Below are 19,127 nucleotides of genomic sequence, written 5' to 3'. Positions count from 1 at the left end.
CGCTAGGGCGCCATTTTCTTGAGCAGCGGAGCGACCAGGTCCATCGGCAACGGAAACACGACGGTCGTGTTCTTGTCCGCGCCGATCACGGTCAGCGTCTCCAGGTAACGCAGCATGATGGCCTGCGGCTCCTGCGCCAGGACTTTGGCGGCTTGGAACAGTTTTTCGGACGCCTGCAGTTCGCCCTCGGCATGGATGACCTTGGCACGCCGCTCGCGCTCGGCCTCGGCCTGGCGCGCGATCGCCCGGATCATCGATTCGGTCAGATCGACCTGCTTGATCTCGACATTGGACACCTTGATGCCCCAGGTGTCGGTTTGCGCATCGAGCGCCTGCTGGATGTCCAGGTTCAGCGACTCGCGCTCGGCCAGCATCTCGTCGAGCTGGTGCTTGCCGAGCACCGAGCGCAGCATGGTCTGCGCCAGCTGGCTGGTCGCCTCCAGGTAGTTGACCACCTGGATCACCGCCTTCTCGGCATCGACCACGCGCAGATAAACCACGGCGTTGACCTTCACCGAGACGTTGTCGCGCGAGATCACGTCCTGGGGCGGCACCTCCAGCACCACGGTGCGCAGATCCACCCGCACCACCTGCTGGACCACGGGAACCAGGAGGACGAGCCCCGGCCCCCGGACCTTCCAGAAACGCCCCAGGGTGAAGACGACGCCGCGCTCGTACTCGCGAAAAACCCGGATCGAGGCGAACGCCAGGGCGATCAGCAGAAGCAGGCCTGGCAGCCAGGACCAGTGAAAAGCAGTTGCCATATTGCCCATCCTTTCGGCGGTGAATACCGATCCATCGCTGGCGCCAGCCGAGGCCGATAGGCCTGCCCACGGGGCCAGCACGGCAGCGGTCGTGCTGTAGCCCCCGGCGCGCTGCCCCTCCAACGGCTAAAATCGCGCCAACACTGCAATTTTGGAGATGAGCACAATGTCCCAGCCCCACGCCCCGCAAGCGCACGATGCCCCGACACACGACGCCGTTGAGGCGGTTGTGCCCCTGATCCCCGTGGTGATCCCGCTGGTCGGTGGCATCATGATCTTCCTGCTGGCCATGATCGCCGTGACCATGGCCTGAAGGGTCCTGCCGCTTCGCCCGAGCCCCGCTTTGCGGGGCTTTTTTTCGACTCCGCACAATGCACGCTTGGCGCCCCGGCGATCTGGCTTACCGCACTACCGACCGGCCATCGACGGATGCACCGAGCATACGCAGTCCTAGCGCCCCGTTTTGCTCGAAGGTGCGGCTGACGCTTGCCACAGGCAGCACCAAGTCGGCACCGGGCGCGCACCATCCTGGAAGGGAACGCCATGGGGCGCGCCGTGTTCACCTAGGCCACGGAGGGGCCCCGCGCCACAGCGATCGCCGCGGGTGCCGACGCAAGGTTGGCGGCTGAAATCACGGCCTGCGCGGCGGCGGTCCCGGTGGCGGACGGTTGCACGACGATTTTGCGCGGTGCAGTGCCGACCGCGATTGCCTTCGTCTGGCCGGTGGCGAGGTCCACGGCGCTCACGTCGTTCGAGCCTTCGTTGGTGACATACACGGTTTTGCCGTCCACGGAAGCCTGCCAATGCGGCTGCTTGCCCACCGCAATCGAACGCACACTCTTGTTCGTCGCGGGATCGAACAACTGCAATTCGCCCGGACCTTGGACGACCGCGGTGGCGAACGCCGCGCCACGGTAGAGTTTGGCCACGTGCGGCGACACGCCAGTCGGCACTTCGGCGACGGTCTTGTCCGTCTCCGGGTCCAGCACCTCGATCGCGTTGAGCCCGGCCACGGTGACATACAAGGCCTTGCCGTCGTACCCGAATTCGGGATCGCGCGGCGCCTTGTCCAGCGCCAGCGAACGCAGGACGGCGTGCGACGCCAGGTCGATCACCACCAGCGCGAATTTTCCGGGCGCCTGCGAGGCGACATAGGCGAGCTTGCCGTCCGGCCGAATCGCAATGGTGTGCGGATTCGCCACCGGCACCGTCGCCACGACGGCGTTCGTCGCCACGTCGATGAAAGCGACGCGGTTGTCGCCGTAAACCCCGGCGAGCAGGGTCTTGCCATCCGGCGCCATGGCCAGGCCGTGCGGCGTGTGGCCCACTTCGATGGTCTGGACGACGCGGTCATTCGCCGTGTCGATCACGCTGATGCCGGTGCTGCTTTCGCCCCCGACATAGACCCGGCGGCCGTCGGGCGTGATGCCCATGCCGTGCGGGCCCGCGGCGACGGGCACCGTCGCGACGACTGCGCCCGTCGCCGTGTCGATCACGCTCACCGTGCTGTCCTTGAAATTGCCGACATAGGCCTTGGGACCGCCCGCAAAAGCCGCGATGGCCAGCGACGCCATCGCGGCGCCAGTGACCATGCGCACGAGTTGCATCAACCACCGGCGGCATGTCGGCAATGCCGCGATCAAGGTACCACCACGGTGGGGAAACAGCGAAGACAGCGTCATGCGAACACCCCCTGAATGCCGGAACAAACGACCAAGAGATTCGACAGGCAGTACTTTTGGACCGACACGGCGCCGCGTTGGTTCCGGCATGCGTGCGGGCCTGTCGGGCCGCCGCAATCGACCTGTGCGAGGAGCGATGGGTGGGTTGACCGGGGCGGGCCATGCGCATCTTTCCGGCACTCGGCCGGTTTTATGGCTTTCTCGGCCACAAGCGGGCCGGAAACCACATAACGTTATGCTTTGTTTGCATGAATATGCCGCCTGTCTGACAGACAAAAACCGGACGGCTTCATAAAATCGTCACCCCAGCCGCTGGTGCAGCACCGGGCCATCACACCTGCCGGCTGAGCCCAAGCTGTTTTTTCAAAGGCAGCGCTTGGCGCTCGCGCCAACGCAGGCCTGTAACGCGCCCGCCGGTCCGCTTCCTTTGAAAAAACCGTTTTTCAACTTAAGGAAGCTCCCGATGAACTCCCCCCACATGCAGGGCCTGGCCCTCAATGCTCCCGACTATGTCAAACACCCGCGCCTGCTCGCCTGGGTGGCCGACATGGTGGCGCTGTGCAAGCCCGACGCCATCTACTGGTGCGACGGCAGCGAGGCCGAGTACGACCGCCTGTGCCAGCAGCTGGTGGATGCCGGCACGCTGCAAAAGCTCAACCCCGCCAAGCGCCCCAACAGCTTCCTGGCCAAGTCCGATCCCAGCGACGTGGCCCGCGTCGAAGACCGCACTTTCATCTGTTCAGAGAAGAAGGAAGACGCCGGCCCGACCAACAACTGGATGGCGCCGGCCGAAATGCGCGCCACGCTGGCGCCGCTGTTTGACGGCTGCATGCAGGGCCGCACCATGTACGTGGTGCCGTTCTCCATGGGCCCGCTGGGCAGCCCGATTGCCCACATCGGCATCGAGCTGTCCGACAGCGCCTATGTGGCCGTGAACATGAAGATCATGACGCGCATGGGCCGCGCGGTGTTCGACGTGCTGGGCACAGACGGCGATTTCGTGCCCTGCGTGCACACCGTGGGCGCGCCGCTGGCCGCAGGCCAGACGGACGTGAAGTGGCCCTGCAACAAGACCAAGTACATCGTGCACTACCCCGAAACGCGCGAAATCTGGAGCTACGGCTCGGGCTACGGCGGCAACGCGCTGCTGGGCAAGAAGTGCTTTGCGCTGCGCATCGCCTCGACCATGGGGCGCGACCAGGGCTGGCTGGCCGAGCACATGCTGATCCTGGGCGTGACCAACCCCGAGGGCAAAAAGTACCACGTCGCGGCGGCCTTCCCTTCGGCGTGCGGCAAGACCAACTTTTCGATGCTCGTGCCGCCCACCGGCTTTGACGGCTGGAAGGTCACGACGATCGGCGACGACATCGCGTGGATCAAGCCTCAGGCCGACGGCTCGCTGCGCGCCATCAACCCCGAGGCCGGCTACTTCGGCGTGGCCCCGGGCACGAACTACCACACCAACCCCAACTGCATGGCCAGCCTCGACAAGAACGTGATCTTCACGAACGTCGCGCTGACCGACGACGGCGACGTGTGGTGGGAAGGCATGGAAAAGGACACGGGCAGCCTGCCCGACCACCTGATCGACTGGCAAGGCCAGGACTGGACACCCCAGATCGCCAAGGAAACCGGCGCCAAGGCCGCCCACCCCAATGCGCGCTTCACCGTGGCCGCTACCAACAACCCGGCGCTGGACGAGGCCTGGGACGACCCCAAGGGCGTGAAGATCGACGCCTTCATCTTCGGCGGCCGCCGCTCGACCACGGTGCCACTGGTGACCGAGGCCCGCAACTGGACCGAAGGCGTCTACATGGCCGCCACCATGGGCAGCGAGACCACCGCCGCCGCCGCCGGCCAGCAGGGCGTGGTGCGCCGCGACCCGTTCGCCATGCTGCCCTTCATGGGCTACCACATGAGCGACTACTTCCAGCACTGGCTGGACCTGGGCACCAAGGTGCAGGCCAGCGGCGCCACGCTGCCGCGCATCTACACCACCAACTGGTTCCGCAAGGGCGAGGACGGCAAGTTCGTCTGGCCCGGCTACGGCGAGAACATGCGCGTGCTCAAGTGGATGATCGACCGCATCGAAGGCCAGGCCGCAGGCCAGCAGACCATGTTCGGCGTGGCGCCGCAGTACGCGGAGATCAACTGGACCGGCCTGGACTTCAGCCCCGCACAGTTCGAGACCGTCACCGCGATCGACACGGCGGCCTGGCAGGACGAACTCAAGTTGCACGACGCACACTTTGACCAGCTGGCCGAGCGCCTGCCCCGGGAACTGCTGGCGACGCGCGCCGCCATCGAGGCACGCCTCGGCGCCTGAGGCGCCAGCGCGGTGCAAGGCGCAGCAGCGCCGCGCCGCCCACCGCGCAACAGCCACCCGCCGGGTGGCTGTTTTTTGGGCCAGAAATCCCCGCTCTGCGCGGGTCTCCGCGGCAAAGACACAGGTCCTCTGAACGTCTGCGGTCGCTGCGGGCACAAAAAAACCGCGCACGCGGCGCGGTGGGACAGTGGCGCGGCGCTGGGCCGGGCGTTCAGTCTTGGCGGTTCAGGGCGCAGATCAGGTCGGTCATGATGCGCGGGTCGGTCTGGGCCAGCGCCCACAGTTCACGCTCTTCGCGGGCCAGCTTGCGGGCAGCGCGCCAGGCATTCCAACGTGCGCGCAGGCGGCCCACCGCGGGGGAGATCGCGCCAGACTCCGCCGCGCCATAGGCCGAGAACACGGTGCTGTGCACCACACGCTCGGCAGCAGGAGCCGGGGTCTTGGCCGGAGCGGAATACGAGGTGAAAACGGCGTTGTGGGCCAGGGAAGTCATGGTGGAGTCCTTCAAACAACAGCACTGTGTGGGTGCGATGGGTCAATCCTAGGGTTTACCCAGGTATCTGTCCACTTTAGGTTGGTGATGATGGCCATTCACACCATGAATACCGTTATCGCATGTCCACTGCTGCGTTTCGCCGGCTCGACCTGAACCTGCTGCGCGTCTTTGACGCTGTCATGGCCGAGCGCAACCTGACGCAGGCGGCGCACAAGCTGGCGCTCACGCAGCCGGCCGTGAGCAATGCACTGCGCCGCCTGCGCGAGGCGCTGGACGACGAGCTCGTGCGCCGCGGCGCCACGGGCATGGAGCCCACGCCGCGCGCCCTGGCGCTGTGGCCGGTGGTGCAGGAGGCCTTGGCGCAGCTGGAAGCGGCGCTGGTGCCCGCAGAGTTCGTCCCCCGGCTCGCACACAACACCTTTGTGCTGGCGATGGCCGACGCCACCGCGGCGGCGCTGATGCCGCGCATGGTGGGCATCCTCGCCGCCGAGGCGCCCGGCGTGTCGGTGCGCGTGCTGCCCCTGGCCACGCGCGACCCGCGCCGCCTGCTCGACGACGAAGTGGCCGATCTGGCGATCGGCTACTTTCCTGCCGTGCTGACCGACCTCACGGCGCAGCGGCAGGCGGGCGAACCGGTGGCCTATGCGCACCAGCGCGTGTACGACGGCGAGTACGTGTGCCTGATGCGCAAGGACCACCCGCTGGCCCATGCGCCGCTGACGCTCGATGCCTATTGCGCCGCGCGCCACCTGCTGGTGAGCTTTTCGGGCCGGCCGTATGGCTTCACCGACGAGGCGCTGGCCGCGCTAGGGCGCGAGCGGCGCATCGTGCTCACTGTGAACCAGTTCTTCACCGCCGGGCGTGTGGTCGCCCGCTCGGATCTGCTCACCGTGCTGCCGCTGCATTTCTTTGGCGTCACCGGGCTGGAAGGCGAACTGGTCTGGCGGCCGCTGCCGCTGTCCCTGCCCACGGTGCATGTGGACGCGCTGTGGCACCTGCGCCGGCGCCACGGCGCCGCGCACGAATGGCTGCGTGCCGTGGTGGAGCGCTCGGCCGGCGCCGACAATGGCGCCCATGAAGATCCAGCTGCTGTCCGACCTGCACCTTGAGGTACACCCCGGCTTCGTGCCCGAACCCGCGCCCGGCGCCGACCTGCTGGTGCTGGCCGGCGACATCGGCTCGTACCAGACCAGCTCGCTGCTGCAGGATGGCGATTTCGGTCTGGCGCGCTTTTCGCCGCTGCCGCAGTACGCGGGCTGGCCCACGCCGGTGCTGTTCGTGCCGGGCAACCACGAATACGACGCCCAGGACTTCGACGCCGCCCATGCGCGCTTGCGCGCCACCTGCGAACGCCTCGGCCTGGTCTGGCTGGAGCGCGAGACCGCCGTGCTGGGCGGCGTGCGCTTTGTCGGCACCACGCTGTGGAGCGACTTCGATGCGCTCGCCGAACACGAGGGCTGCACCGACCTGGCGCGGCGCCTGCGCATGCGCGAGAAGGCGTTCCGCGCCGCCAACTTCTACCTCCGCAAGACCGGCGGCACGCGCGCGGGCCAGCCCTTCCTGGCAGACGCCGTGCGCGCGCAGGGGCTTCTCTGCCAGCAGTGGCTGCGCGCCGCATTGGCATCGTCTTTCGACGGGCCCACCGTGGCCATCACCCACTTTGCGCCCAGCCTGCGCAGCGCCGACCCGCGCTATGGCCTGGTGCCCGGCACCGCGGGCTTTTGCAACGCGCTCGACGGTCTGATGGAACACGCGCAGCTATGGCTGCATGGCCACCTGCACGCCCCCAGCGACTACAGCGTGGCGGGCCGCCGCCGCGACGGCACCCCCTGGCAGTGCCGCGTGGTCGCCAATCCGCTGGGCTATGCGCGCAAAAACGAGCAGGAGCGCTTCCTGGCGCAGTGCTGCGTCACCTTATGATGCCCAGCGACCGCGGCGGTAGCGGGTCCCTGCAGCCCCACCGCCTTTTGTAAAACTGACTTATCGGATTGGGAGAACTGCATGAACATCCTGCTTGCTGTCGACGGCAGCGCGTACACCAAGAAAATGCTCGCCTACCTAGCCGCGCACGACGAACTGCTGGGCGGCTCGCACAGCTACAGCGTGCTCACCGTGCAGCCCGCGCTGCCGGCGCGCGCGCGCGCCGCGCTGGGCAAGGCCGTGGTGGACAAGTACTACGCCGATGAGGCCGACAAGGTCATCAGCCCGGTGTCCAAGTTCCTGAGCCGCAAGGGGGTGGAGCCGCAGCGCATCGTCAAGGTCGGCCCCGTGGGCGAGACCATCGCCAAGGTGGCCGACAACGGCAAGTTCGACCTGCTGGTCATGGGCTCGCACGGCCACGGCGCGCTGGCCACGCTGGTGATGGGCTCGGTCACCACCCAGGTGCTGGCACACAGCGGCGTGCCGGTGCTGATCGTGCGCTGAAGCAGGGACACCCGCTGCGGCGTCCGCCCTCGGCCTGCGTGCCGGCGGGTGGATCGCCGCACCGCACCGACGCCCGCCTGCGCGGGCGTTTTTCATGGCGTGTGCCGCGTCAGCGCGCGCGCAGGCCGTCGAAACAGGAGCGCAGCACGAGGTCGACGATCTCGGCATCCGGGTATTGGCCGCTGTCCTTGAGAAAGCCCACCACCGGGTCGCAGGCGCGCGCGTACAGGGTGTAGAGCACGGCCAGCGGCGGCAGCGTGGTGTCGACCGCGCCCTGGTCCTGGGCCTCGGTGATCCACTGCCCGAGCTGGTCGCTCACGGCGACCAGGCCGGCGAGGTAGTTCGGGTCGGCCATTAGCACCGCACGCAGTGCCGAGTTGCGGCTGGGCAGCAGCGGCATCTCCTGCGCCAGCAGGCGCTCCAGCGACCAGCGCACCACGGCGCGCAGCTTGTCGGTCGGCGCCAGGGCGCCATCGAGCGAGGCGAGGTAGGCGCGCACCCGGCCCAGCACCTGCACCATGGCGGCGCAGCACAGGTCCTCCTTGCTGCCGAAATGCTTGTACAGGCTGGCCTTGGCAATGCCCACGACCTGGGCCACGTCGTCCATGGTCATGGCATCGAACGCCTTCTCGCCGAGCAGCTGGCAGGTCGCCTGCAGGATGGCTTCCTCGCGTGCGAGGTGCATGTACTCCTTGAAGGAACGCCGGGGCGGTGCGGTGGTCATGGCGCTATCTTATTCAGCGCAGGCAAAAAACAGATCGCCATGGTTAATCGGCAACCCCGCAGTAGCCGTGCATCCACGCCGGTCTTGCGGCCAACCCGTCAGGCCAGCGCCCGCCCGGCGCCCGCCCGCAGCGCCTGGGTCAGCGCATCGAGCACCTGCGACTCCAGGTTCCAGCAGTGCCAGTACAGCGCGATGGGCAGCGCGTGGCCCGGCGCCAGGTCAACGAACTCGCCGCTGGCCAGCCGCTGGCGCACCAGCAGCTCCGGCACCACGCCCGCGCCCCAGCCCGCGGCCACCGCGCGCACCTGGCCTTCCGAACTGGGCACGAACAGGTGGCTGAGCGCCACGCGCTTGAGACCGAAGGCGCGCGCAACGAACTCGGCCTGCATGTCGTCCTTGCGGTTGAACGACAGGAAGGAGACCTTGCGGAAGTTGTGCGCATTCAGGCCGTCGGGCAGGTGCTGCTGGGCGAAATCGCGCGAGGCCACGGCGACGTAGCGCATGGCCCCCAGCGGCACGACCTTGCAGCCGCGCAGGGCCTGCCCGAGCGTGGTGACGCAGCCGAGCACCTGGCCCGAGCGCAGCCACTCCTGGGTGAAGTCCTGGTCGTCGGCCACGATCTCCAGCGGCAGCCGCTGGTGCACCAGGGCCTGCAGCGCGTCCAGCGCCCAGGTGGCAATGCTGTCGGCGTTGATGGCGATGGCGATGCGCTCGTCCTCGCGGCCGCCGCCCGGCGCGCTGGGGGCCAGGTCCTGCAGATCGCGTTCGAGGTCGGCGCGCAGCAGGCGCAGCTGCTTGGTGTGCTTGAGCAGCAGCTGGCCCGCCGAGGTGGGCTTGAGCGGGCGGCTGCGCACGATCAGCACCGAGCCGACCTGCGTCTCCAGCGCGCGCAGGCGCTGCGACACGGCCGACTGGGTCACGTTCAGGCGCTGCGCGGCGCGCTCGAAGCCGCCCTCTTCAACGATGGCGGCGAGGCATTCGAGGGCGGTGGGATCGTAGGAACTCATGGCAGGCCAGGTCAGGGAAGGAACAGGGAGAGCGGGCTCGGCTACTCTATTAGAGCAACTGATGCTTTTAGAACAAGTTTAATTTTGCTGTTGGCGCCCGGCAATGTGTCGCACACTGCGCCCCATGAAAACCATTGTTCTGGGCGCCGGCATCATCGGCATCAGCACGGCCTGGCACCTGCTCGAGCGCGGGCACGAGGTCACCGTCGTCGACCGCCAGCCGGACGCCGCGCTCGAGACCAGCTTCGCCAACGCCGGGCAGATCTCGGTGAGCTACTGTGAGCCCTGGGCGAACCGCGAGGCGCCGCTCAAGGCGCTCAAGTGGATGTTCGACAAGGAGGCGCCACTGCTGTTTCGCCCGCAGCTCGACTGGCAGCAGTGGCGCTGGGGCCTGCAGTTCCTCGCGCAGTGCAACGACGCGGCCTTCGAGCGCAACGTGCAGCAGATCGTCGCGCTGGGCGCCTACAGCCACGCCGCGCTCAAGGACGTGGTGCGCACCACCGGCATCGAATACCACCGGCTCGAGCGCGGCATCGCGCATTTCTACACCGACCAGAAGTCCTTCGACGAGGCCGGGCACGCCGTCGAGCTGATGCGCAAGTACGGCGTGCAGCGCCGCCTGGTCAGCCGCGAGGAGCTGCTCGCGATCGAGCCCGCGTTCCGCGCCTACGGCGCGCACATCACGGGCGGCACCTACACCAGCACCGACGAAAGCGGCGATGCGCGCGTGTTCACGCAGGCGCTGGCCCGGCGCTGTGCCGAGCGCGGCGTGCGGTTCCTCTACGGCCACGACGTGCTGCGCCTGAACAAAACCGGCAATGCTATTGAATTCGTAGCTACCAGCGCACACCAGGAAAGCGCTGGAGGCCAAAAACATTCCAAACACCAGGCCCTGAAGGCCGACGCCGTGGTCGTGGCCTGCGGCTCCTACAGCGCGCCGCTGCTGCGCGGCGTCGGCGTGGACTTGCCGATCTACCCCGGCAAGGGCTACAGCGCCACCTTCCCGCTGCTGCGCCCCGAGGGCGCGCCGCTGGTCTCGACCATCGACGACGGCCGCAAGATCGCCATGAGCCGGCTGGGCAACGTGCTGCGCGTGGCCGGCACCATCGAGCTGGGCGGCTACGACCTTTCGCTCGACACGCCGGTGGCGCGCGCGCGCTGCCACATGCTGTCGCGCCGCATCGAGGAAATCCTGCCCGGCGTCTGCGACACGCGCACGCCCGAGCAGGGCGGCGATCCGCAGTACTGGGCCGGCCTGCGCCCGGCGACGCCGACCAACATCCCCTACATTGGCCGCACGCGCGTGGACCGGCTCTGGGTCAACGCCGGCCACGGCACGCTGGGCTGGACGCACGGCGCGGGCTCGGGCAAGGCGCTGGCCGAGCTGATCAGCGGCGAGCGCCCTGCCATGCAGTTCGGCTTCCTGGGCATGGACCGGGCGCCGGTGCCGCCGCAGCGCACGCGCATGCCGGCGTAGGCGCCACACGCGGTCTGCGGTCTCTTGCGGGCATCGGCACGCGGCGCGCCGCCGCCCTGCCTCAGTGCAGCGTGCGCCGGCGGGCCAGGAAGTCGAGCAGCGCGGCGTCAAAGCCGTCGGGATCTTCGAGCTGCGGCCAGTGGCCGACCTGGGGCAGGCTGGCATGGCGCGCATCGGGCAGCACATGGGCCAGCGCCTGCAGGGCCTCGGGGGGCGTGCAGCGGTCATGAGCGCCGCCCAGCAGCAGCACCGGCAGGTGCAGGCGCGAGAGCGCCGCCGCGCGGCGGTCGAACGCGACCAGCGCCTGCAGCGCGCGCCGGTAGGTGGCGCGGTGCACCTGCGCCATGGCGTGGCTGGCCAGCCGCACGCCCTCGGGCAGCGCGCCCGGGCCGATGCCCTGCGGCACCAGCGTCTGCGCGATCTGCTCCATGCCGTGGCCCGCGTCGAGCGCCTGCAGGCGCGGCGCCACCCAGTCGCGCACGGCCGCCGCGTCCAGCGGCGGGCCGCCGGCGCACAGCACCATCCGGCGCACGCGCGCCGGGTGGCGCAGCGCCACCTCCAGCGCCAGCATCGCCCCCAGGCCGTGGCCCACCAGGGTCAGCGCGGTGGTGGGCTGCAACAGGTCCATCAGCGCCAGGCAGCGCTGCGCGAGGCCTTGGAAACCGTAGGGCTCGATCGGGGCACTGTGGCCGTAGCCCGGCATGTCCCAGGCGACGGCGCGGTAGCCGGCGCTCGCCAGCGTCTCCACCTGGGGCGCAAAGCTCAGGTGCCCGCCGTCGGCGTCGTGCAGCATGAGCACCGCGGCGCCCGAGCCCAGGGAGGTGAAGGTGGGAAGCATGGACATGTGGTGGGGGGCGCGGTGCGCTGCAGCGTTTCGGTGCCCGGACCATAATAGCCGGCCCCGCCTGCGACTGCCCCACTTCCGCCCCCTCTCCCGTGCCCCGTTCTGCCCTGCTCCGCCCGCCCAGTTTTTCCTCCAGCGAATTTCGCGCGGCCCTGGGCATGTTCGCCACCGGCGTGACCATCGTCACGGCGCGCAGCGCCGAGGGCCAGCTGACCGGGCTCACGGCCAATTCCTTCAATTCGGTGTCGCTCACGCCGCCCCTGGTGCTGTGGAGCCTGGCGCGCAAGGCCGCGTCGCTGCCGGTGTTTGCCGCGGGTGCGCACTATGCGATCAACGTGCTGGCGGCGCACCAGAAGCCGTTGGCCGAGCGCTTTGCCATGCGCGGCGTGGACCGCTGGGCCGGCGTGGCGCACACGCCGGGCGAAAACGGCGCGCCGCTGCTCGAAGGCGCGCTGGCCACGTTCGAGTGCTTCAACCGCAGCCGCCACGAAGAGGGCGACCACGTGATCTTCGTCGGCGAGGTCGAGCGCTGCACGCACCAGGCCGGCGTGCCGCCGCTGCTGTACCACGGCGGGCGCTTCTATACCGAGCACCCGCTCTAGACTGCTATTGCTTCAATAGCTGCAAGCGCTTTGCCAGAAAGCGTTTGAGGCCATTTTGGCCCCAAGCTATCCGCGCGCGGTCTCGGGCAGCTCGATCTTGACTTCGAGCACTTCGAGGTTGTCCTGGCGCTCCAGGTGCACCTTGATGTCGTCGGCGTTGATCGACACGTACTTGGAAATCACGGCCAGCAGCTCGCGCTGCAGCGCGGGTAGGTAGTCGGGCGCGGCAGCGTTGCGGCCGCTGCGCTCGTGCGCCAGGATGATCTGCAGGCGCTCGCGGGCGACGCTGGCGGTCTTTTTCTTTTCTCCGAGGAGCAGGGACAGCAGGGACATGGCGGCTTACCTCCCACCGAAAATGCGCTTGAAGAAACCGGGCTTTTGCGCGTCGGTGAAGCGCAGCGGCTTGTCCTCGCCGAGGAAGCGGTCGATCACGTCCTTGTAGGCCTCGGCCACGTCGGTGCCATTGAGGTGGATCGCGGGCAGGCCCTGGTTGGACGCCTGCAGCACGGCCTCGGACTCGGGGATCACGCCGATGAGCTTGATGCGCAGGATGTCCTGGATGTCGTCGAGCGAGAGCATGTGGCCGTCTTCGACGCGGCCCGGGTTGTAGCGCGTGATCAGCAGGTGCTCCTGGATCGGCTCGCCACCGTCGATGGCGCGCTGGGTCTTGGAGCCCAGCATGCCCAGGATGCGGTCGGAGTCGCGCACCGACGACACCTCGGGGTTGGTCACCACCAGGGCCTCGTCGGCGAAGTGCATCGCCAGCAGCGCGCCGCTCTCGATGCCGGCGGGCGAGTCGCAGACGATGAAGTCGAAGTCCATGGCCGCCAGGTCCTTGAGCACCTGGCCCACGCCGTCCTGGGTCAGCGCGTCCTTGTCGCGCGTCTGCGAGGCCGCGAGCACGAACAGGTTGTCGCTGTTCTTGTCCTTGATCAGCGCCTGGTGCAGGTTGGCGTCGCCCTGGATGACGTTGATGATGTCGTACACCACGCGCCGCTCGCAGCCCATGATGAGGTCGAGGTTGCGCAGGCCGACGTCAAAGTCGATCACGGCGGTCTTATGGCCGCGCAAGGCGAGGCCCGAGGCAAATGCGGCGCTGGTGGTGGTTTTGCCCACGCCACCCTTGCCGGAGGTCACGACGACGATTTTGGCCATGTGTTGCAAATCCCTTTGGGTTGGTTCAGAAAATCGGAATGCGGGGGGCTCACAGCGGCTCGATGAGCAGCTTCTCGCCCTCCAGGCGCACCTGGGCCGGTTTGCCCACGATGTCGGCAGGAATGGCGACCTCGGTGGTGCGGTAGATGCCGGCAATGGAGACCAGCTGCGGCTCCATGCAGGTGGTGAAGATGCGCGCGCCGGTGTTGCCGCGCGCGCCGGCGATGGCGCGGCCGCGCAGCGGTGCGTAAACGTGGATGTTGCCGTCGGCGATCACCTCGGCGCCAAAGCTGACCACGGCCAGCACCACCAGGTCGGCGCCGCGCGCATAGACCTGCTGGCCCGAGCGCAGCGGCTTGTCGACCACCACGGTGCCGGGGCCCGGCACGGGCACCTCGCGCACCACCTCGACCTCGTGCACTTCGTGGACCACCTCGGGCGGTTCGGTGGGCTCGGCCCGCGCGGGCGGCGCCTCGGGCGCGGCCGTGAGGCCGGCGGCCAGCGCTGCCGCCATCTGCGCGGGGCTGCCCCCTCGCACTGCCACCGGCACGGTGTGGAAGCGGCGCAGCAGCGCCACGATGGCCGGGAAGTCTATGGCCTCGTCCGCCTCGCGCACCGGCGCCAGGTCGATCAGCACGGGGTCGTTGTCGAAAAAATCGGGGGCGTCGGCCATGCGCTGGGCCAGGTCGGTGGCCAGCAGCGCAGCGTCGGCGGACTTGAGCACCACGGCCACCACCGGCAGCGAGGCGCTCTTGAGGTCAAAGCTGGTGTGCGCGGCGCGCACCGTGTCAACGGCCATGGATTTGTGGTATTCGAAAGCCGCAAAGTGTACCGTGCGCCCGCCCAGGTCCCGTGTCCGGGCGTGTCCGTGAGCGGCGCGGCAGCGGCCCGAGGCGCTTGGATAATGCCCCATGCCTTCCCCGCGCAAAAGCCACCTCGACGCCCTCGCCATCGCCCTGCTGTTGGGCTGCTGCCTGTTCTGGGGCTTCCAGCAGGTGCTGGTCAAGGTCACGGTGGCCGAGGTGGCGCCGGTGTTCCAGGCCTTTGTGCGCTTTGCCATCGCGACCGCGGCCGTGGCCGCGTGGTGCCTGTGGCGCGGCGTGCGCCTGGGCCACCGCGGCGACCCGGCCGGCTCGGCGGCCGCCGGGCTGCTCGCCGGGGCGCTGTTCGCCGCCGAATTCGCCTGCATCTACGTCGGGCTGCACTACACGACGGCCTCGCGGCTCACGGTGTTCCTGTACTGCGCGCCTTTCTGGGTCGCGCTGCTGCTGCCGCGCTTCGTGCCGGGCGAGCGGCTGCACGGCGGCCAGTGGCTGGGCCTGGCTGCCGCCTTTGCCGGCGTGGGCCTGGCGCTGGGCGACGGACTGCTGGGCGGCCAGCGCCCGGCCCTGGCCTGGCTGGGCGACGCGCTGGGCCTGCTGGGCGGGCTGCTGTGGGCGTTGACCACGGCGGTGATCCGCGCCACGCCGCTGGGGCGCACGGCCCCCGAGAAGCAGTTGCTCTACCAGGTGGCGGTGAGCGCGGCCGCGTTGCCGCTGCTGTCGCTGGCGCTGGGCGAGCGCTGGAGCCTCGACCTCAGCGCCTTTGCGTGGGCATCGCTGCTGCTGCAGGCGCTGGTCGGCGCCTTTGTCAGCTACCTGGCGTGGATGTGGATGCTGGCGCACTACCCGGCCACCCGGATCTCGGTGTTCGTGTTTCTCACGCCCGTGTGTGCGCTGCTGTTCGGCGCAGGCTGGCTCGGCGAACCCGCCACGCCGGGGCTGCTGGTGGCCTTGGCACTGGTGGCGTCAGGCATTGTTCTGGTCAACCGCCGGCCGGCCGCCGCATGATGGCGCCGGAATGGAGAGAAAACGCCTCCAGCCGTTGATGGGCAAGCCCAAGAAGCTCCTGGATTGATAGCAACCATTTCCCCGCCGCCGGCCGCAGCAGGCCCGATGCGGGGGTACAGCCGCCCACACGCCGGGTGGACCCCTCTGTGCCCCTCCAGCGGGGGCTGGCAAGGCAACTGGCGACAATAGGCGCTTTTGCCGGCATGCAGATCGTTTCTCGCCGCATCCCGTGCACGACTCTGCTTGCGCTTTTGCTGGAACCATGGACACGCCCACCGCCCACATGCTGACGCCTTGCCCCGCCGGTCTGCACCAGCCATGAGCGCCCGTTCCTCGGACGCGGCTGGGGCCGCTGCTGTGGCGCCCCGAAACTGCGAGCACTGCTCTGCGCAGCCGTCTTGTCCGGCGACCCGCATCCCAGGCCATCCCGCGGCCGAACTGCAGATCCAGGAACACCCCTTCCGCGCGGGCGATGTGCTGCAGGCGCAAGGCTCGACCTCCACCGCGATCCGCATCGTCAAGTCGGGCGCCGCCATGCTGTGCCGCGAATCCCGCTACGGCGAGCGCCAGCCCATCGGCATGCTCGGGAGCGGCACGGTGATCGGCAGCTTTGGGCTGCTGGGCCGGCCAAATCCGGTCACGCACGTCGGCATTCTGGAAGGCCGTTTTTGCGAGCTGTCCACCGCATCGCTGCGGCGCAGCGGACTGCTCGAAAACCCCGTGTTCCTCGGCCGCATGTCCGAGGCGATGGCGCAGGCGTTCGAGAGCCATTTCAATTGGTGCCAATTGAGCCACGGTGACGGCGTGGCGCGGCAATTGGCCGGGGCACTGCTGCACCTGAGCGACCTGCAGCGCAGCCTGCGGGTGCGCCTGCCGAACCAGACCACCCTGGCCGCGCTGCTGGGCACCACCCGCGAATCGATCACGCGCGCCTTTGCCCGGCTCGAAAAAGACGGCGACGTCAGCCGCAGCGGCCGCTATTACTGCGACCTCCACCTGCCCAGACTGCTGCGGCACAGCACAGCACCGGGTTCTCCCCCGCTGCACTAGGCCACGGGGCGCGCCGGCACGCGGGGCGCATCGCGGGCCAGGTTGGCGTCGCTTTTTCCGCACAGCGCAGGCGGTCTGCGGTGACATCGATCACATCAGCTGCCGTTACAGGGCTGCCGGGTGCAGGCGCGCTATCGCCTGACATGGTCACTTCCCACAATAAATTCCACGCCCCCGGCACCGTGCCGGGGCGCGGCGGCTTCTTTGGATGCCCTGAACGTTGACCTGCCCTCTCTCCCATGAAACACAACGGCCCCGTCACGCAGCGCGAGTACCCGGTCGGCGAGCACGAGACCTTGCTGTCTGCCACCGATCTGCAGGGACGCATCACCTATGCCAACGATGCCTTTATCGCCTGCAGCGGCTTTGAGCGCGACGAGCTGTATGGCAAAGCCCACAACCTGGTGCGGCACCCCGACATGCCGCCTGCGGCGTTCGACGACATGTGGGCCACCATCCAAAGCGGTCGCACCTGGACGGCCTTGGTCAAGAACCGCCGCAAGGATGGCGACCACTACTGGGTGCGCGCCAATGCCGCGCCCATCCGCCACCAGGGTGACGTGACAGGCTACCTCTCGGTGCGCACCCAGCCCGACCGCGACAGCGTAGCCGCGCACGAGGAGGCCTACCGCGAGATCCGCGCGGGAGGCCGAAAGCTCGGCCTGCGGCGCGGCCAGGTGGTGCGCATCAGCCTGATGGGCTGGTGCGCGCGCTGGCGCTTCGTGTCGCTGGCCATGCGCATGCGCCTGGGGCTGGGGGCCTTGTGGCTGGCGGGCTTGGCGGGCATGGCGTCGGTGGGGGGGCCTGCGGCATTGCCATGGCCCCCCATGGTGGGCTGGACGCTGGCCGTGCTGCTCAGCGGCTGGTGGCTGCGCACGGCGGTGCATGGGCCGCTGCAACAGCTCGTGGCGCAAGCGCAAGCCGTGGCCAGCGGCCAGCGCGCCGCACCCTTGTTCCTGCACCGCTGCGACGAGATCGGCGCGGTGATGCGCGGCATCGAGCAGGCATCGCTGAACCTCATCTCGCTGGTCAGCGACATCCAGGGCAAGGTGGTGCGCCTGCGCACCGCCGCGGACGACCTGCAGCACGGCAACGATGCACTGGCCCACCACACCCGTGAGGCCGCGGCCAGCCTCGAAGAAACCGCCGCCGCCAACGAACAGCTGGCTGCGACCATCGGCAGCAACAGCGAGACCGCCGCACAGGCGGCGCAGATGGCGGCGCAAGCGGTACAGGTGGCAGCGCAAAGCGCCGCCATGGTGGCGCAGGCGCAGGAAAACATGCGCGGCGTTTCGGCATCGAGCCAGAAGGTGGCCAACATCACCGGCCTGATCGACTCCATTGCGTTCCAGACCAACATCCTCGCACTCAACGCCGCGGTCGAGGCCGCACGCGCAGGAGCGCAGGGCAAGGGCTTTGCCGTCGTGGCCGCGGAAGTGCGCGCGCTGTCGATCAAGAGCGCGGGCGCTGCCAAGGAGATCAAGCAGCTCATCGATGCGTCGACCGCGCAGGTCGAGGCGGGCCATCGCACCGTGGCAGCGGCCGGCCACACGCTGACCGAAGCCGTGCAGGTCGTCGAGCGCGTGGCCACCATGATGGAAGACATCCGCCTGGCCGGCCGGGAGCAGGCGCACGGCGTGGCGCAGATCAACCAGGCGCTCGGCCAACTGGAGCAAATGACCCAGCTCAATGCGGTGCAGGTCGAGCACAACGCCCAGCTGAGCCAGGTGCTGGGCGAGCAGGCCCAGCGCCTCGACGAAGCCGCGTCGGTGTTCAGGCACGGGCGGTGAGGTGCCGAAGGCCTCCCCCGAGGCAGCCTTCGCCCCAGGCGCCCGAGCGTGGGCCAGACCGTGTGTTCTGGCCATTTCCAGCTCCGGCGGCACGCGAAGGCCCAGCGAAGCCGGCAGGGTGCAGGCTGGAGAAAGCGCGGGAATCAGAACTTGGGGATGCGGATGCGGCTGATCATCAGCGAGCCCGACAGCGCAAACAGCAGCACCAGCGGATGCAGCGTGAAGCCACCCACGCGCAGCGCCCCGCCCCACAGCCGATCGCCCACCGCGCCCTGCCAGGCGGCCAGCGCCAGCAGCGCCACGAGCACGATGGAGGTCGGAATGGGCGTGCCCTCGAAGTATTTGACCTTGCCGGCGCTGTCCGACAGCGCCTCGGCCGTGACGTTGAAGCGCGCCAGGCGCGAGACGCCGCAGGCGACGAAATACGCCAGCACGATGCGGTCGTACAGCCCCTGCATGCCGCAGCCGTAGGCGATCACGGCGGGCGCAACGCCAAACGAGATGACGTCGGCCAGCGAGTCGAGTTCGCGCCCGAGCGTCGAGCTCTGCTGGCGCCAGCGCGCCACGCGGCCGTCGAGCACGTCGAACACCAGCGCCGCAAGCACCAGCGCGCAGGCGTAGTAGACGTGCGCAACGCGCCCTTCCTGCAGGTACGAGAGCATGGAAAACAGCGCGCCCGTGCCGCACACGGCGTTGCCCAGCGTCACCCAGTCGGCCAGTTGGAACTCGCGGATCATGGCAAAGCGCTTGGACGCGGTGGACGGGGTCGTCATGGTGGAACTCCTGCTGAAAGGGGGCGCCACGGCGCCGCGGGCTGCGGGCCTGTCGCCTGCCACAGCCCCGGGACCGGGCAGGCGCCGCATGCCACCGATTATGGGGAGGGCCCCCGGCGCCCGGTGTAGGCCTGGGCCGGGCATTGCCGGGCCGGCGCCGTGCACTGGTCGGGTTCGTGTCTTT

Annotated in this window: 20 protein-coding genes; 10 read left to right on the top strand and 10 right to left on the bottom strand. The window is 68.9% G+C overall.

What is annotated here, in order from left to right:
- Window positions 1–2: 2 nt before the first annotated feature.
- Entirely contained in the window at window positions 3–764 is a 762-nt protein-coding gene (locus tag B2J89_RS03960; protein ID WP_169167929.1) for a slipin family protein, read from the bottom strand.
- 157 nt (window positions 765–921) lie between these two features.
- On the opposite strand from B2J89_RS03960, the gene B2J89_RS03955 reads away from it, so the two are divergent.
- Entirely contained in the window at window positions 922–1,077 is a 156-nt protein-coding gene (locus tag B2J89_RS03955; protein ID WP_169167928.1) for a hypothetical protein, read from the top strand.
- A gap of 250 nt (window positions 1,078–1,327) precedes the next feature.
- Here B2J89_RS03955 and B2J89_RS03950 read toward each other — a convergent pair whose 3' ends face one another.
- Window positions 1,328–2,446, bottom strand: coding sequence for a cytochrome D1 domain-containing protein (locus B2J89_RS03950; protein WP_169167927.1), 1,119 nt, complete (start codon window positions 2,444–2,446; stop codon window positions 1,328–1,330).
- A 463-nt stretch (window positions 2,447–2,909) separates the two neighbouring features.
- Between B2J89_RS03950 and B2J89_RS03945 the strand changes: the two genes are divergently transcribed.
- Window positions 2,910–4,772 carry a phosphoenolpyruvate carboxykinase (GTP) gene (locus B2J89_RS03945; protein WP_169167926.1) on the top strand — a complete coding sequence of 621 codons (1,863 nt, stop codon included), beginning with the start codon at window positions 2,910–2,912 and terminating at the stop codon, window positions 4,770–4,772.
- Between the two features lie 211 nt (window positions 4,773–4,983).
- On the opposite strand, the gene B2J89_RS03940 is transcribed toward B2J89_RS03945, so the two are convergent.
- Window positions 4,984–5,265, bottom strand: a complete 282-nt coding sequence (locus tag B2J89_RS03940) for a hypothetical protein (RefSeq protein ID WP_169167925.1) — start codon at window positions 5,263–5,265, stop codon at window positions 4,984–4,986.
- A gap of 122 nt (window positions 5,266–5,387) precedes the next feature.
- Between B2J89_RS03940 and B2J89_RS03935 the strand changes: the two genes are divergently transcribed.
- From B2J89_RS03935 to B2J89_RS03925, 3 genes are all read left to right on the top strand, one after another.
- Window positions 5,388–6,377, top strand: a complete 990-nt coding sequence (locus tag B2J89_RS03935; RefSeq protein ID WP_169167924.1) for a LysR family transcriptional regulator — start codon at window positions 5,388–5,390, stop codon at window positions 6,375–6,377.
- Window positions 6,343–7,188: a metallophosphoesterase gene (locus tag B2J89_RS03930; protein ID WP_169167923.1), complete on the top strand. Its 846-nt coding sequence runs from the start codon at window positions 6,343–6,345 to the stop codon at window positions 7,186–7,188. The genes B2J89_RS03935 and B2J89_RS03930 overlap by 35 nt, the downstream gene beginning before the upstream one ends.
- An 81-nt stretch (window positions 7,189–7,269) precedes the next feature.
- Entirely contained in the window at window positions 7,270–7,692 is a 423-nt protein-coding gene (locus tag B2J89_RS03925) for a universal stress protein (RefSeq protein WP_169167922.1), read from the top strand.
- Window positions 7,693–7,801: 109 nt separating this feature from the next.
- On the opposite strand, the gene B2J89_RS03920 is transcribed toward B2J89_RS03925, so the two are convergent.
- Both B2J89_RS03920 and B2J89_RS03915 read right to left on the bottom strand, forming a co-directional pair.
- On the bottom strand, window positions 7,802–8,416 hold the full coding sequence (locus B2J89_RS03920) for a TetR/AcrR family transcriptional regulator (RefSeq protein ID WP_169167921.1): 615 nt from the start codon (window positions 8,414–8,416) through the stop codon (window positions 7,802–7,804).
- 98 nt (window positions 8,417–8,514) lie between these two features.
- The gene (locus B2J89_RS03915; protein WP_169167920.1) at window positions 8,515–9,423 is read right to left on the bottom strand and encodes a LysR family transcriptional regulator ArgP; all 909 of its coding nucleotides are present in this window, start codon (window positions 9,421–9,423) and stop codon (window positions 8,515–8,517) included.
- A 124-nt stretch (window positions 9,424–9,547) separates the two neighbouring features.
- Here B2J89_RS03915 and B2J89_RS03910 point away from each other — a divergent pair, with 124 nt between their 5' ends.
- Window positions 9,548–10,900, top strand: coding sequence for a D-amino acid dehydrogenase (locus tag B2J89_RS03910; RefSeq protein ID WP_169167919.1), 1,353 nt, complete (start codon window positions 9,548–9,550; stop codon window positions 10,898–10,900).
- Between the two features lie 61 nt (window positions 10,901–10,961).
- Here the strand turns inward: B2J89_RS03910 and B2J89_RS03905 are convergent, their stop codons facing one another.
- Window positions 10,962–11,744 carry an alpha/beta fold hydrolase gene (locus B2J89_RS03905; RefSeq protein WP_169167918.1) on the bottom strand — a complete coding sequence of 261 codons (783 nt, stop codon included), beginning with the start codon at window positions 11,742–11,744 and terminating at the stop codon, window positions 10,962–10,964.
- Between the two features lie 158 nt (window positions 11,745–11,902).
- On the opposite strand from B2J89_RS03905, the gene B2J89_RS03900 reads away from it, so the two are divergent.
- Window positions 11,903–12,346 (top strand): flavin reductase family protein, encoded by a 444-nt coding sequence (locus B2J89_RS03900; protein ID WP_169167976.1) that lies wholly within the window; start codon window positions 11,903–11,905, stop codon window positions 12,344–12,346.
- Window positions 12,347–12,412: 66 nt separating this feature from the next.
- On the opposite strand, the gene minE is transcribed toward B2J89_RS03900, so the two are convergent.
- The 3 genes from minE to minC are packed head-to-tail and all read right to left on the bottom strand — an operon-like array spanning window position 12,413 to window position 14,300.
- On the bottom strand, window positions 12,413–12,679 hold the full coding sequence (gene minE / locus B2J89_RS03895) for a cell division topological specificity factor MinE (protein WP_169167917.1): 267 nt from the start codon (window positions 12,677–12,679) through the stop codon (window positions 12,413–12,415).
- Between the two features lie 6 nt (window positions 12,680–12,685).
- Complete coding sequence (gene minD / locus B2J89_RS03890) at window positions 12,686–13,501, bottom strand: septum site-determining protein MinD (protein WP_169167916.1); 816 nt, start codon at window positions 13,499–13,501, stop codon at window positions 12,686–12,688.
- A 49-nt stretch (window positions 13,502–13,550) separates the two neighbouring features.
- Entirely contained in the window at window positions 13,551–14,300 is a 750-nt protein-coding gene (minC, locus tag B2J89_RS03885) for a septum site-determining protein MinC (RefSeq protein ID WP_169167915.1), read from the bottom strand.
- 112 nt (window positions 14,301–14,412) lie between these two features.
- Here minC and B2J89_RS03880 point away from each other — a divergent pair, with 112 nt between their 5' ends.
- From B2J89_RS03880 to B2J89_RS03870, 3 genes are all read left to right on the top strand, one after another.
- Window positions 14,413–15,330, top strand: coding sequence for a DMT family transporter (locus B2J89_RS03880; protein WP_169167914.1), 918 nt, complete (start codon window positions 14,413–14,415; stop codon window positions 15,328–15,330).
- Between the two features lie 318 nt (window positions 15,331–15,648).
- Window positions 15,649–16,380, top strand: a complete 732-nt coding sequence (locus tag B2J89_RS03875) for a Crp/Fnr family transcriptional regulator (RefSeq protein ID WP_169167913.1) — start codon at window positions 15,649–15,651, stop codon at window positions 16,378–16,380.
- 239 nt (window positions 16,381–16,619) lie between these two features.
- A complete protein-coding gene (locus B2J89_RS03870) occupies window positions 16,620–18,170 on the top strand; it encodes a methyl-accepting chemotaxis protein (RefSeq protein WP_169167912.1) in 1,551 nt (516 codons plus the stop codon).
- Window positions 18,171–18,313: 143 nt separating this feature from the next.
- Here B2J89_RS03870 and pssA read toward each other — a convergent pair whose 3' ends face one another.
- On the bottom strand, window positions 18,314–18,943 hold the full coding sequence (gene pssA / locus B2J89_RS03865) for a CDP-diacylglycerol--serine O-phosphatidyltransferase (protein ID WP_169167911.1): 630 nt from the start codon (window positions 18,941–18,943) through the stop codon (window positions 18,314–18,316).
- Between the last annotated feature and the right edge of the window lie 184 nt (window positions 18,944–19,127).

The sequence above is a fragment of the Acidovorax sp. SRB_24 genome (genome assembly GCF_012931925.1).
The sequence above is the reverse complement of the archived record's forward strand: the minus strand, read 5'-3'. Positions and strand labels throughout refer to the sequence as shown.